10 protein-coding genes and 1 riboswitch are annotated in these 14,314 nt (G+C 47.6%); all 10 genes read right to left on the reverse strand.

Annotated features, from left to right (window positions below):
- Positions 1 to 270 precede the first annotated feature (270 nt).
- The 10 genes from A8708_RS34280 to A8708_RS34325 all read right to left on the reverse strand — a co-directional run bounded on the left by A8708_RS34280 (position 271) and on the right by A8708_RS34325 (position 13,839).
- A complete protein-coding gene (locus A8708_RS34280; protein WP_068671605.1) occupies positions 271 to 1,674 on the reverse strand; it encodes an NCS2 family permease in 1,404 nt (467 codons plus the stop codon).
- A 141-nt stretch (positions 1,675 to 1,815) separates the two neighbouring features.
- A riboswitch (purine riboswitch) is annotated at positions 1,816 to 1,916 on the reverse strand.
- A 130-nt stretch (positions 1,917 to 2,046) separates the two neighbouring features.
- Complete coding sequence (locus A8708_RS34285) at positions 2,047 to 2,409, reverse strand: DUF1304 domain-containing protein (protein ID WP_068671525.1); 363 nt, start codon at positions 2,407 to 2,409, stop codon at positions 2,047 to 2,049.
- A gap of 157 nt (positions 2,410 to 2,566) precedes the next feature.
- Complete coding sequence (gene guaA / locus A8708_RS34290) at positions 2,567 to 4,105, reverse strand: glutamine-hydrolyzing GMP synthase (protein ID WP_068671528.1); 1,539 nt, start codon at positions 4,103 to 4,105, stop codon at positions 2,567 to 2,569.
- Positions 4,106 to 4,598: 493 nt separating this feature from the next.
- On the reverse strand, positions 4,599 to 7,112 hold the full coding sequence (locus tag A8708_RS34295) for a transglutaminase TgpA family protein (RefSeq protein WP_068671530.1): 2,514 nt from the start codon (positions 7,110 to 7,112) through the stop codon (positions 4,599 to 4,601).
- Positions 7,099 to 8,310, reverse strand: a complete 1,212-nt coding sequence (locus A8708_RS34300) for a DUF58 domain-containing protein (RefSeq protein ID WP_068671532.1) — start codon at positions 8,308 to 8,310, stop codon at positions 7,099 to 7,101. The genes A8708_RS34295 and A8708_RS34300 overlap by 14 nt, the downstream gene beginning before the upstream one ends.
- 11 nt (positions 8,311 to 8,321) lie before the next feature.
- Positions 8,322 to 9,299 (reverse strand): AAA family ATPase, encoded by a 978-nt coding sequence (locus A8708_RS34305; RefSeq protein WP_068671534.1) that lies wholly within the window; start codon positions 9,297 to 9,299, stop codon positions 8,322 to 8,324.
- Positions 9,300 to 9,363: 64 nt separating this feature from the next.
- Positions 9,364 to 10,827: a polysaccharide deacetylase family protein gene (locus tag A8708_RS34310; protein ID WP_068671536.1), complete on the reverse strand. Its 1,464-nt coding sequence runs from the start codon at positions 10,825 to 10,827 to the stop codon at positions 9,364 to 9,366.
- 136 nt (positions 10,828 to 10,963) lie between these two features.
- Positions 10,964 to 11,446: a thioredoxin-dependent thiol peroxidase gene (gene bcp, locus A8708_RS34315; RefSeq protein ID WP_204787701.1), complete on the reverse strand. Its 483-nt coding sequence runs from the start codon at positions 11,444 to 11,446 to the stop codon at positions 10,964 to 10,966.
- A 146-nt stretch (positions 11,447 to 11,592) separates the two neighbouring features.
- Positions 11,593 to 12,525 carry an RNA polymerase sigma-70 factor gene (locus tag A8708_RS34320; protein ID WP_068671540.1) on the reverse strand — a complete coding sequence of 311 codons (933 nt, stop codon included), beginning with the start codon at positions 12,523 to 12,525 and terminating at the stop codon, positions 11,593 to 11,595.
- A gap of 36 nt (positions 12,526 to 12,561) precedes the next feature.
- Positions 12,562 to 13,839, reverse strand: coding sequence for a phytoene desaturase family protein (locus A8708_RS34325; protein WP_157265179.1), 1,278 nt, complete (start codon positions 13,837 to 13,839; stop codon positions 12,562 to 12,564).
- Positions 13,840 to 14,314 lie beyond the last annotated feature (475 nt).

Here is a 14,314-nt window from a genome sequence, read left to right on the forward strand (position 1 = left end):
CACTCGTTGTTCAGTTTTCAAAGATCAATTTCTTTCGTCCGCTACCGTGTTACCGAAGCAGCGAGAAGTAATATACCATATGAACTTGTCCGAATGCAAGAACTTTTTTTGAAAAATTTCTTTCATTCATTCATTCATTCATTCTTCTGTTCGACCGCCGAAGCGACAAGGAGTAATATAACAAATCCGCCAAAGGATTGCAAGTTTTTTAAACCTGGTAAAAAACGGAATAAAAAAGGCTCTGGCACAAACGCACCAGAGCCTCCCTATTTAACCTTGGCTTCCAATAAAGATGTACCGTGCAATGATTAGAATCGCTAGAACCCACATTAACCAGTGAATGCTGTATTTCTTCTCACTTTTGCCACTGAGATTAGCTGCTGCAGCAAGAACGACATAAGTAACGATACCGAAGGAAATCCCGTTCGCAATGTTGTATGTGAAAGGCATCATTACGATTGTAAGGAATGCTGGAATCGCGATAACGAAGTCTTGGAAGTCAATCTCTTTGATAGATTGAACCATAAGAACACCAACCACGATTAAGGCAGCTGCTGTTGCTGAACCAGGAATTAACATAACAATTGGCGCTAAGAACAGGGCAAGCAAGAAACATAAACCTGTAGTTACTGCCGTTAAACCTGTACGTCCACCCTCAGCGACACCTGCTGAGCTCTCAACAAATGCGGTTACTGTGCTCGTTCCTACTAGTGCTCCGCCGCTAACGCCAATCGCATCTACGAACATCGCTTTACCAACGCGCTTCGTGCCCTCTTCTTTGTTCTTCATAATACCAGCACGAGTCGCTGTCCCTACCATCGTACCAAATGTATCGAATAACTCAACGAACGTAAAAGTAACGATAACAGAAACGATTCCTGTTGTCATAACTCCCGCGAAATCAAAATCACCAAAACGAAGTTTAGACATATCTGGTACCCACGTTGTTTGGTCGCTAGTTAATGTGGCTAAATCAACCATACCCATGAAATAACCAACGACTGTTGTTCCTAGAATTCCGAACAGGATCGCGCCACGCACACGCATAACCAGCAATATCGAAATCAACAAAATGCCAACGAGTGTTAAAATAACACCTTTATTTTCTAATGACCCCATGTGAAAAATAGTTTCAAAAGAAAGAACATCCGTAAACTGATGGGCTTTAATATCATTTCCTGATTCAACGGCTACCGTAAGAATACCGCTGTTTTTAAAACCGATCATGGCGATAAACAAGCCAATTCCCACAGTGATCGCATGCTTCAAGCTGTCCGGGATAGCGACGAGAAGCATTTGACGCATTTTGGTAATCGTAAGGATGATAAAAATAATCCCCGAAATAAACACGGCTGTGAGTGCCATCGAAAACGTAAATTTACCTTGTGAGGTCAAAATAATCGTCGCGAAGTACGCATTCAAGCCCATGCCCGGTGCTAACGCTACAGGAAAATTAACAAAAAGCCCCATAGCAATCGTCATCACACCTGCTGCAATCGCTGTAGCCAAGAAAATGGATGTCCAGTCTCCGCCAGTTGCTCCTGTTTTAAAAGCACTCAGGATATCTGGATTTACCGCAAGGATGTAAGCCATCGTCATGAACGTCGTAATTCCTGCCATGATTTCTGTTCTTACCGTGGTGCCATTTTGTTTCAACTTAAAAAAACGATCCAAATTCATTCTACTACTCCTCCTAAAACGAATGGTGGACAGCAAAAAACCCGGAATCGTGGTATCTGATTCCGGGTACGAAAAAGGAGCCTACCATATGAGGGCTGCCTTCAAAAATGTGAAGTCAAAGTACAAACTCATACGGATATCGTTCCTTTTTTTCGTAGCCAGATCATTTGCGGTGATCTCGTAGAAACTCTCAGGCCAATTCCCGAGATTATACGAAAAACTGTTATCCAATTTCATATTCTAGTGAAGAATTGAGCAAGTGTCAATAAAAAAGACGAACAATACAAGGGTAATGTTTCCCATATCGTTCGTCTTTTTCTAGTTACCATTCATATTCCCATTCAATGGCAATCATCGCTCACATTACTAGCTTAGAAGGACAAAAACGAGCGCCGCTAGAGCAGGCAATCCCTGAACGAGCAGAATGGATTTCTTGGCAGTAAAGCCTCCGAATACAGCCGCTACTAGCACGCACACGAGAAAAAAAATCTCGATGGAGCGCCCGATCGATGCATCCGGATGAACAAGCCCCCATACAAGACCTGCTGCCAGAAAACCATTGTATAACCCTTGATTGGCTGCCAACCCCTTCGTTATCTGGGCATTCTCCTTGGTCATACCGAACGACTTCATTGCCCGCGGTGTTGTCCATAGGAACATTTCCAACACAAGGATATACAAATGCTCAAACGCAACAAGCCCGACCAAAACCAATGCAATCACTGCCATAACAATTCCTCCATAGTACTCCAGATTATTAGTGTTCCTATAAATGTAACATATTTATCCATTCTTATCGTTCACAAATAAAAGACTCTCCTCCAGCTAATATACTGCTCGAAGAGAGTCTTGCTTTCACACTATTCGTGTTGATTAAACTACCAGCCTATTCCCACTCAATCGTAGCAGGCGGTTTGGACGTAATGTCGTAGACAATACGGTTAACATTCTCCACTTCGTTCACGATACGAACGGAAATCTTCTCAAGCACGTCCCAAGGGATACGAGCCCAGTCAGCTGTCATGCCGTCGATGGACGTAACTGCACGGATACCTACGGTGTAGGAATACGTTCTAGCATCGCCCATAACGCCCACGCTCTTCATGCCAGGAAGCGCCGTGAAGTACTGCCAGATCTCGCGATCCAGGCCAGCTTTGGCGATTTCGTCGCGCAGGATGGCGTCGGATTCACGAACGATTTTCAGCTTATCTTCGGTAACTTCACCTAGAACACGGATGGCTAGACCCGGACCTGGGAATGGCTGTCTCCATACGATTGCTGAAGGAAGACCACACTCTTCGCCGACTTTACGAACTTCGTCTTTGAATAGTGTTTTCAATGGTTCGATGAGCTTGAACTTCATATCTTTCGGCAGGCCGCCAACGTTATGGTGGGATTTGATCGTTTGCGCGGTAGCTGTACCACTCTCAACGATATCCGTGTACAACGTACCTTGCGCCAAGAAAGTAAAGTCATCGAATTTACTTGATTCTTCTTCAAACACGCGAATGAATTCGGTGCCGATGATTTTACGTTTTTGCTCCGGATCCGCTACGCCAGCTAATTTGCCAAGGAAGCGGTCCTTCGCATCGATTTTGACAACTTTCATATCAAACTTGCCGACAAATGTCTCCATAACGCTTTCGCCTTCGCCTTGGCGAAGCAAACCATGGTCAATGAACATACATGTCAATTGCGCACCGATAGCTTTGTGAAGCAAGATCGCAACAACAGAGGAATCTACGCCGCCGCTTAGTGCGCAAAGCACTTTTTTGTCGCCAACTTCTGCACGAAGCTCTTTAACCATATCTTCCACGAAGGATGACATCGTCCAATCACCGACACAACCACACACTTCATAGATGAAGTTGTGAATCATTTCGTTTCCTTGAACTGAATGACGAACCTCAGGGTGGAACTGGACTGCATGGATTTTGCGGTCACGGTTGCTCATTGCAGCAATTGGAAGTGATTCCGTGCTTGCTTCAACCACAAAGCCGTCTGGTAGGACGGAAACATGGTCACCATGACTCATCCATACCGTTTGTTTGGCTTCTAGGCCTTTGACTAGCGGGCTTTGATTCGAGAACTCTAGATCTGCTTTGCCGTATTCACGCGTATGTGCGCGTTCAACTTTTCCGTTCAATTGGTGGGCAATCAACTGCATCCCATAGCAAATACCTAAGATTGGAATACCCAAATCGAAAATGCCAGCGTCAACCGAAGGAGCTCCTTCGCCATAAACACTTGCAGGTCCGCCGGAGAATACGATCCCCTTCGGGTTAATCTCACGAATTTTATCAACCGTTGTATTGTGCGGCAGCAATTCGCTGTACACGCCTAAATCACGGATTCGTCTTGCAATCAGTTGGTTATATTGGCCTCCAAAATCTAAAACGACGATCAATTCACTTGGTTTACTCATATCCGACCTCCTAGGTTCATAGCGATTGAAGATTGGGCAGAACCCTTGTCTACTTACCGCTATTTCTAGGTACTAATTTTAAACATTAGGCACCTAGGATGTAAAGGGGTTTAATGTGTCTTTTGGATGGCTTTCCTAATCGCTGTAATTTCCCGCTTCGGATAGAGCAGCATTTGCGGCATTAGAACGACAGCACTCCTAAGACTTAGATTAAGTTTTTGCAAAGTAAGCCAGTTTATTCTTTAGGAAACAAATAAATGGACACAAGCATATAAAAACATCAATTAAGCATTGGCAGCGGTGATTTAGTGATATGAAAACAGCTTTAGCAGGGATGCTTTCACCAATAACAACTAGGAAATAATCTTCAAACAGCAAAATAACCCTTTCTAGTTCGCACCAGATAAGGGTTATTGGCATAGGCACCGAATCGAACATCGAAAGAATCAAGAGCATCGGCATCGTGCTGACCTGCCTAAGGTGTATAGAGAGGTTAATGTGCCTTTTGAATCGCTTGCCAAATCGCTGCTATTTCCTGCTTCGAATAGGTCAAAGCACGCGCTGGATCGTAGCGGACACTTTCATAGATGTGAGCGAACGTCATCAATGCCTGTTGTTGCCCTTGATGGGTCACCTGAAGATTCATGACATATTCGCGAACCGTTTGATTGGCAGGTTTAGCACCGTATTTGCGGAAAAGCTGTCTCCACAAACGATCCATATACGGCGTCAAAGGATGGTGCTGATTGGCAGGTCCATTATCGTAACTGGGGAACGCCACTCCTCTATGCAACAAGTAACCTTGCCGTCTTAGTACGATATATAGACCAACAAGTAGAGCGATACAGCAGATAAGAATGAAAATAACACGCTTATAAGCCGTTACGAATTGGATAAGATTGTTCTTCCCTGTATGCAACCATTCACCAGATTGGGCGATGACGGATCGCGTCACTGGCGTATTCGTAAGGGAAGCTGTCATTCCTAACTGTTCCATGGTTGCTGTCGTCAGCCTATCTCTTGATTGGTCCGCGGATATCCCGGAGAAACCTGGAGTCGGCTCGAATGGCACCCAACCCATCGACGGGAAGTACACCTCTACCCATGAATGGGCATCTTGATTGCGAACGACAACTTCATGCAGCCCATTATCATCCGTGGCGCCTACAGTTCCTTGCGCAAATCCCTTCACCCACCGAGCGGGTACCCCGACAGAACGAAGCATAACGACCATCGCCGTGGAAAAATGATCACAATACCCTGTTCGATCCACGAACAGGAAATGACTGACGAAATCTTCGCTGCGGCTGGGATTGGTAGGTTTTTCGAGACTATAGGGAAAGGTTTGGCTCAAATATTGCTCGATCGCTACGGCCTTGGCATAAGGCGTCAACCGATTCTCTGTGACTTGTTCGGCCGTGCTCCGTACTGTCCGCGGCAGCGTTGCGGGTAATTGCAAATATTCGTTCGTAATCTCTTCGGGATAATCCCCGATGTCTGTGTTCAACAGCTCCGGATTTTCCTTAACGGGTTGAACGGTGATTTTGTAATACGACAGCGGTTCAGCGATTTCCGGCAAGGTTGTTAAGCCACTCGCTTCGGAAGTCCGAAGACTCCCCGACGACAGCAGCTTCCCTTTCTCACTCAAAAGCATGTCTACACTGCGCAGCCCACCACCAACGAATAATTGTTTATTCGCAGACTTCCCATTTAGTAAAACCTCTTGCTGCACAACAGGAGAAGTTAACGATGGCGCAGAGGCTATAAAAGGCTCTAGCTTTTGAGTTGGCTGGCTCCAGCCTTTGCCATCGTAGAAGCTTTTGGATTCGCCGCGCCAGTAAGTTAATTCGGAGGTTTTGGCCGTAAACACGGGTGACGTGTCCACCTGGAGTGGACCGCCTAAGGAGGTATCGTTCTGACCGTAACCCGAAGTCGCTACAGCGGGGCTTACTCCTGTTTCCTCCTCATAGAGCTCAAACAAACGATCATACCAATGCGCCCAGCTCACTGGTTTCATTAAAGGCTCGGCATTCGTTTGTTTCGCCGATAACCAGCCAACGCCCGACAACATGCCGACAACGATCACACTGATGATCAGCCATTGCAAATAATTACGTGAACGTACGGCCGTTACACGATAGGTCTGTTCGATTCTTGAAAGATTGAGAATGGCCAGCAGAAGCAACCCATAACCTAATGTGCGGATAATTCCTTGCACGGTATCTGCCCCTAATACAAGCTGAATCCCAACGAGATAGATCAAGGTAGCCATCACAAACCAAAGACTATGCTGTCTTTGGAGCATTAGTGCTTGAACAACCGAGAGGAGCAAAGCCCAACCCATTAGAAATAGGAGTGTACGCATTTCGCCGCTGATCATGTCAAAATGAGCCTGTACGATATAGAGAATATCTTGCACGAGCGTTCTCGCGAGCGAGAGAATCCATCCTCCTGCAAGCACGGTATCTCGGTTAAACATATAACCTATAAAAACCAGAATTATGCTGGACTTCGCTAACCAACCCCATCCATACGGGACGCGGAAACAATCCAGTGCAAGACACAGAGCAAACACGACAAGAATCGGTCCAATTTGGATCACCTCATCGCCCATCCAGGCCAAAGGTCGCAGCCACTCCGAGAGAAGAAGGAACAGCAACAATGTGATGAGACCATCTCGGAAGAGATTAATGTGCGCCTGCGGCTGGTTGTCTGCGCGGAAGATGAGCTGTGATGGGATCCGAGAAGACGTGTCTAGGTGGGAGGGATTCACTTGCATATTGCTAGTGTGCGGATTGTCTAAGTTCGCGTTACCTGACTGGGAAGATCTTAAGTCCGATGTGTCCGAACGGGAAGATCCTAACTTCGAAGTGCGAGAGCGCGAGGTTCCTAAGTCCGAAGTGCCCAAAAGGGAAGATCCTAAATCCGAAGTGCCCGAACGTAAAAATCCTAAGTGCGATTTACGAGAGCGCGCATGCCCCCCGCGGCGTGGTTCAAGCGGTTGCATCCTGAGCACCCCCTTGCCTTGGCCACTGGCTCTGCGGATGCGGCACTTCCGTGAAGCTGCAGCCTACGGCCTGCAGCTGCGAAGCCCCCTCTCGCTCTGCGACCGAGAGGGAAGGCCTTGCGTGCACGTAGATCACGTGCACGGCCCTGCGCCTGGTGCGCGCGTCAGCCACCGCGCGCACCAGCGCCATATCCAGCGTCGATGTGATGCACAGCATCGACGCATGGGGCGGCAAGTCCCCCGCCTCTTTCCTGACGAGGTCAGGAAAGGGCATGGTGGGCTTGCCGCCAACGCTCGCGAGTACTTCGTACGCGAGCGTTAGATCGGGGCGAATCGTCGGTGCGATTCGCCTTGCACTTGCGGAGCTGCAGGCGAAGCCGCAGCTCTCTCGCCCGCCCGCTGCGGCTTCGAAGAAGCCGGCCGCCAGGGCGACGCCCTTCTCAAGCAGCGGCTGAGCCGCCTCTGCTTGGCCCGCCGCAGGCGCCACATCGAGCAGCAGCATCCACTTCGTGGAGGCGGCCTGCTCGGGGTCTTTGGTCATCAGACGGCTCAGGCGAGCCGTCGATTTCCAGTGGATGCGGTGATACGGATCACCGCTGGCGTAATCGCGAACGGAGGAGATGAGCGACGTTTCGCCCTTTGAACTAAGCGTTGTAGAACCTTCATCGGATTGAAACGTCATCCCGCTCCGCCCCAAAGCATCCGGTCGTGGATACACAACATAACGCTGTAAATCTTCTCTCTGTACTTTGCGCAATGCGAAGCCAAAGAGATCTCCCGCAGCAGCTTCAAGATGAGCAAAGCGATAGCTTCCTCGCATGAGGTGTGTGATTCGGTAGGGCAGGATAATTGACTTCTGGAACCAAGGGAGGAGCAGCTTGCTGTACGTCAGCTTTCTCCCACTTCCTTCATGAATCCACGTTTCTTTCAAGAGCAGCCACGGCAATGGAACCCATGAACGATGCTGGAGCTCCAGCACAATCGTCACATCTTCACCCGCGAGGAACACATCACCTGATAGACGCCGATTCACATTCAACCCATTCAGCGCAAATACATAAAACAATCCTGCCTGTACCCAGATCAAAGATAAACAGATACCGAGATACCACGCAGCGAATCCGCCTTGGCGATATGCCAAATAGATCACCAATACACAACTGACGAGCAATATCGTCGTCTTCCCCCAGCTTCTCATGTGATGGCCCCCTACTTCGCTGTAACGTAACGAAGAACTGGTGTTTGCATGCCATCTAGCAGGCTTTGAAGAATCAGATCGGCCGAGCGCCCCATCATGCGGGCATCTGAAGTCAGAATAAGACGGTGCGTCCAAACAGGCAAAACCAAGTCTTTAATATCATCCGGGACAACGAAGCTTCTCCCTTTCACATAAGCCGAGGTTTGTGCCCCACGCATCAACGCATAGGACGCACGCGGACTTGCACCTACGTAAAAATCAGCATGATCTCGCGTTGCTAAAGCTAACCGAACGATGAAATCTTTCAACGTGTTATCCACATGAACCATGGCCGCTTCTTTCTGCAATTGCACAAACTCATCCTGCACAATAACAGGTTTCAAGCTTTCCAATGGGTGACGATCCTGTAGTCGATCCAACATCAGGATCTCCTGATCATGCGAGGGGTAACCAAGTGAAAGCTTCATCATAAAACGGTCCATCTGCGCTTCAGGCAGCGCGTACGTGCCTTCATAATCCATCGGATTCTGTGTAGCAATGACAACGAAAGGTTTGGGCAGCTCATAACTTGTGCCGTCAATCGTCACTCGCTTCTCTTCCATCGCTTCCAAGAAAGCAGACTGCGTCTTCGGAGACGTCCGATTGCATTCATCTGCAAGTACGACAGAAGTCATTAAAGGGCCTGGCCGGAACTCAAACTCATTGCTTTTGACATTCCAAACCGAAACACCGGTCACATCCGAAGGAAGCAAATCTGGCGTACATTGAATTCTCTTAAACTCGCAACCGATCGTTTTGGCTAACGCGCGTGCTAGCATGGTTTTGCCAACACCTGGAACGTCTTCTAGCAGCAGATGCCCGCCGCTCAACATCGCAATAAAAGCTTTCTCTATCGTTTCTCTTTTGCCTACGATTACTTTCTCTACATTCATGATCATCCGTTCCACGAGAGGCTGCGGTTGATCGAATATTCGGGTTTTCGATGCCATAGTCAAGAAGCCTCCTTTATAAGGGTATGCTTCTAGTTTTTCCATCTCTCTACTCTTTTAGACATTAGCTTCCCATTGCAAATAGAGAGTTTGTGAGAATCGTATTATTTTCTTTGAAAAAGTGAAGGGGACGCAGCGCCATCGAAACCTCACGGTAGTCAGGATCGATTACCGCATTCGTAATCCGGCCGCCGAGTGATACAATCGTTTTGCGCAAAGGTACAATTATTTGATTGTCCTGCATGTTCATATCTGCTAGCGAATATGAGGCGGTCTGCTTGCCTAAAGTAAATAAATTAATACTTCTATTCACGAGATCGTAGTCCATATCATAAATGCCGTAATGGGCACTGGCTGTCATCGTATCCGCTTGCCACGCCACTTTCCCACCCATCTTCTCGATCAGATAGCGCAGAGGCAACTCGATTTGATTCGCATGTAGTTTATAAATGGAAGGTTCTATCGCAAACGTGTTACCCCCGAGTACATGAACCTGCAAAGGTAGAGCAGCTTGCTTCGCTAACATACGGGCAGCCTCAGCTTCTTCTTCCTTCTTCGCTTTAGCCTTTTCCTCTGCTTCAGCCCCCAACTGCTGAGCCAGCCGTTTTTCCTCTTTCGTGGCAAGCTCTGTTGGACTAGGGTGTGCCGCCGCATACTGCTGTGTCTGGTCTACTAGCGCTTGAAATTGCTTCAAGCTCATGTTCCGCGACCATTTCGGTTTCGTGATTGCGAATTGCTTCGGTTTCACTTGTTCCGTTAACGTAGCGAACGTATATCCTAGCTTTTTGTAATAGCTGATGACTTGAGGTAACACTTGCACGGAAGATTCATGACCCGTTCCATCGTGAAATAAAATATTAATCTCGTGATCGAGAGGCGATGCCTTCACTGTCTGCCAAATTTCATTCACAGGTACATTAGCTCTCTTGGAGTCTCCACTATCGACATTCCAGTCATGTATGATATAACCGGCTTGTTCCATCAGGTAATAGTAGTTCGCATCGAAATTCGTTGCTGTCCCGCCAGGCGCGCGCACGAGTTGGGGACGTATCCCCACAATATTAGAAATAACCTCTTCACTTCGCTGGACTTGATTCCAGAAGGTTTGAAAATCACTATAAAGCTCTTTATACACATGATTATAGGTATGATTGCCAATGGCATGACCGTCGTTTACGATTCTCTTAAGTTCATTCGGATGCGCTTTCGCTTGTTCACCTAGTACAAAGAACGTTGCTTTAACTTCTTCTCTATCTAAAATATCCAACACCTGATTCGTCAATTTGCTAGGACCATCATCAAACGTCAGATACACAGTAGGCTGCTCCGATGTTACGTAAGTCCGCTCACTCTTCAGTCGCTTCCCTGCTTGAAGTTGCTGGAATGCCTCTTGTACGGCTGGGTCTCCTTCATTGTCTGCGGCTTGGGCTGGCATCCTACCAACCAAGAGTGAAACTAGTAAAACAACAACCATCATGATTTGAAATCGTAGTCGTCCGTTGTTTGGAGCCTGTACCTGTGAGCGCATCCGATGATCCCTCCGCATGTTCTATCATTTTGACATCTGATAGATTATATGGGCGGAGGTGCGAGAGTATGACACGAAAAAAACGATCCCTCTCCACAAGGAGAAGCATCGCTTTGAGGTTGATCGTCTTCGCTCTCTACTTCATTTCCAACACAGCATCCAACACAGACTGCACGTGATTCTTGATCTTCACTTTGCTCCATTCTTTCACAATGTATCCTTTTTCATTGATAAGGAACGTCGATCGAATGATGCCCATGTACTCGCGGCCATACAACTTTTTCAACGCCCATACCCCATACTTCTCTGCTATTTTATGATTGGTGTCCGAGAGCAGGAGAAAGGGAAGCTCATATTTCGCAATAAACTTATCATGCGATTTCAACTCATCTGGGCTAATGCCAATCACTTCCACACCTAATTCAGCAAACTTGCCGTTATAATCTCGAAAGTCGCAGGATTGCTGTGTGCAGGTTGGTGTATTATCTTGTGGGTAAAAATAAATAACGACTTTACGCCCTTTATAATCGGCTAAAGAAACTTTCTCTCCGTTCGACGCAGGCAGCGTGAAAGCTGGCGCCTTGCGCTTGGTTACTGCCGGTTCATTGACTTTTTTCAATATGACTCTCTCCTCTTTCTTGTCTTGCTAGGTAACGCCTGACTTCATCCCATTATGCGACATTCACCGAACGACATCAAACGAAAAAAACTGCCTCGAATCGCAATGACTCTGAGCAGCTTTTCTTATACTAAGTGATTAAGACATCAAGCTTCTGTTTGCCCGATTTCCAAATGCTTCAGTTTATCCGGATTCACCACGAGATAGAATGACTTGATCTGACCATCCTCTAGTTGAAACGTCATCACGTTATGAGGTTGGTTGTTCACATAGGCAACAAGACCTGTTTGTTCATTCACTGTCATTAAGTTAGCGTGATACCCTTCCGGTAATTTGGCCAAAATCCCCGACAAGAACATAGCAATTCGCTCCGCCCCTAGAATAGGGTTAGTCGCCGCTTTCACCTTGCCTCCGCCATCGGAGTACAGAATCGCATCGGATTTCACGATCGTTAACAATTGCGCAATATTCCCCGACACTAGTGCCTGGACGAATTGTTCCACGACTGCTGTCATTTGTTTTACATCCTGTGATTTGAGCGGTAACTTCGTTTCACTCGCGCGCTCCTCTTGCGGAAGACTAATCGCATTCTTGGCACGGCGAAAAATTTGGCGGCAATTCGCACTGCTCTTGCCCACAATATCGGCAATTTCATCATATTCGTATTGCAGCACCTCGCGAAGCAGGAAGACTGCCCGCTCTACCCAAGACAACTGCTGCAAGAGCAAGAGATACGCGGTGGATAGCGATTCTTTGTGTGAATATGCCAGATCAGGTGCGATCTGATGATCCGTACTTAGTGTTACGAGTGGCTCTGGCAACCAAGGCCCGATGTAGACCTCTCGGTTTTTGCTGGCGGATCGCAGGTTGTCGATACAGCGGTTGGTCACGATTTTGCATAGATACGCCTTGGGATTGTGAACATGGTCCAGATTGGTCTCATTGGCATACAGAAACGCCTCCTGCACAACATCTTCCGCATCCATCACACTGCCTAACATGCGATACGCTAGTGAAAACATTAACGGTCTATAGCTCAGATAGATCTGCTCGGAAGCTTCTGCTCCTGTAATCTCCATCTGCGACACCTCCCGATCTACTGTTATAGGACAATTCTAAGCGAACTGGGGTGTTTTTAAAATAGCTTGAGCCGCGCGCCTAGCACTTGCCGCTGAGGCATCCGCGAGCATTTCGCCATGACTTGCCCAGTCACCGGCTACGTAGAGTCCTCGAATGCTTTCAACAGCTGGACCTGTAAAAGGATCGCTTTTCCCCCTATGGAGAGTGTCGTGAGCCACGGTTATGTTAGGCAGGTACTGCCTCGCTACCACATCTTGTTCCCAGCCTGGATGCAGGGTATTCATGGTGGCTATTAGCATTTCCTCATCTGCTTTCGGGTTGTTGTCACCAGGACCGTTATATTTCATCAAATGAACAACGAGGCTGCCATCCTCGCTTAACTTCGCATTCACTGTGTGATGGGAGAAGTAAATCGGTTGATCCAGTGCGATTGCAAAATCCCGACCACGAACGGAAAGCTTCTTTAAGCCAAGGTCAAGACACGCTGCTTTGGAGGGGCGCGCCTCCTCTTTCCACTGCTTCAAGATGGTATGCTCTGCGCCAGGCACCAACTTATATGTTTCCGAAGGAGATGCTGTGCTAATGACATGCGCTACCTCGAGCGTTTGATCGTTCGACAGTTTAAGGCCTTGAATTCGGCCATTCGCATGAACGATTTCTTTCACGTCAGCACCGCTGACGATGTGAACTCCCGCTGACACCGCTTGCTCCTGTAGCTGATCAATGATCGTTTGCCAGCCTCCGTGGAGGTAGAGCACGCCCTTCAGCGCTCGTTGTACCTGTGCAAGCACAGGCGCGGCAAGCTGATGATCTGTATCGTGTGCATAAGTAGCTGTTCGGCACAATGAGTAAAAGATATGCCGAACCATCGGGTCGGTGATTTCTTGTTCCGCCCACTCTCTCAGTGAAGCGTCGCCTACTTTGCTTGCATCCATTTTGGTTAACCGTATGACGAGTCGTAACAGTCCAAACTTCCCGGACCAGGTAAGCAGTTTCGACGTGAGCATACTAAGCGCTGTTGCCGGCATAGGTGCAAGTTCATTGTGCCACATCACGTTAGTGTTAGATGGAGGTGCGCCACCTTCAATGCGAATACCAAGCTCCTTCAGGATGCTATAAGCAGCCCCTGCTTGATATAACGCATGGCCCCCAAGGTTAAAAAGCACACCATTCTTTTTATTCGTCATCGCTCTGCCGCCCATTCGTCCCGAACGTTCCAGCAGAACAACGCTTCTGCCCCCTTTCGCTATTTCAAGTGCAGCAATGAATCCAGCTAAGCCCCCGCCAATAACTGCTGTATCGTATTTGGTCATGTTCATCTTCCTCCAGTTTCGCTTTATATCTCTTAAGGCGAAATAGGAGTGCGTTTTGTGACAAAAGCAGAATGAATTATTTCTGCGGGCTGCTTATGTGAAGTGTCGAGGGGAAAATTTGTTTTGGGGCAAGGGGGATTGGAGGGAGATGAGGTTGGTGGATGGATGAGGTAGCGTGATGTGGAATAGTTGCATGAGGGAGTTGAACTGGTGGATGAGATGAGGAGGCGCGATAAGGTAGAAAAAGTAGATGAGGTAGTAAGATGGATGAAGGAGATATGGTAGATAAGGTAGATATGGTAGATATGGTAGATAAGGTAGATTAGGTAGATTAGATAGATGAGATAATTGAGATAATTGAGGCAAGCTAAAGTGAATGAGGGGAAGTGGAATTAGCGAGCCACTTTCAGACATGCATTGAGGTGAGTGAGGCGGTAAGCGAGTGTATAGCTGTATAACCTACAGTTAATTCTAG

It is taken from the genome of Paenibacillus oryzisoli (assembly GCF_001653565.1).
Classification (GTDB): Bacteria; Bacillota; Bacilli; order Paenibacillales; family NBRC-103111; genus Paenibacillus_E; species Paenibacillus_E oryzisoli.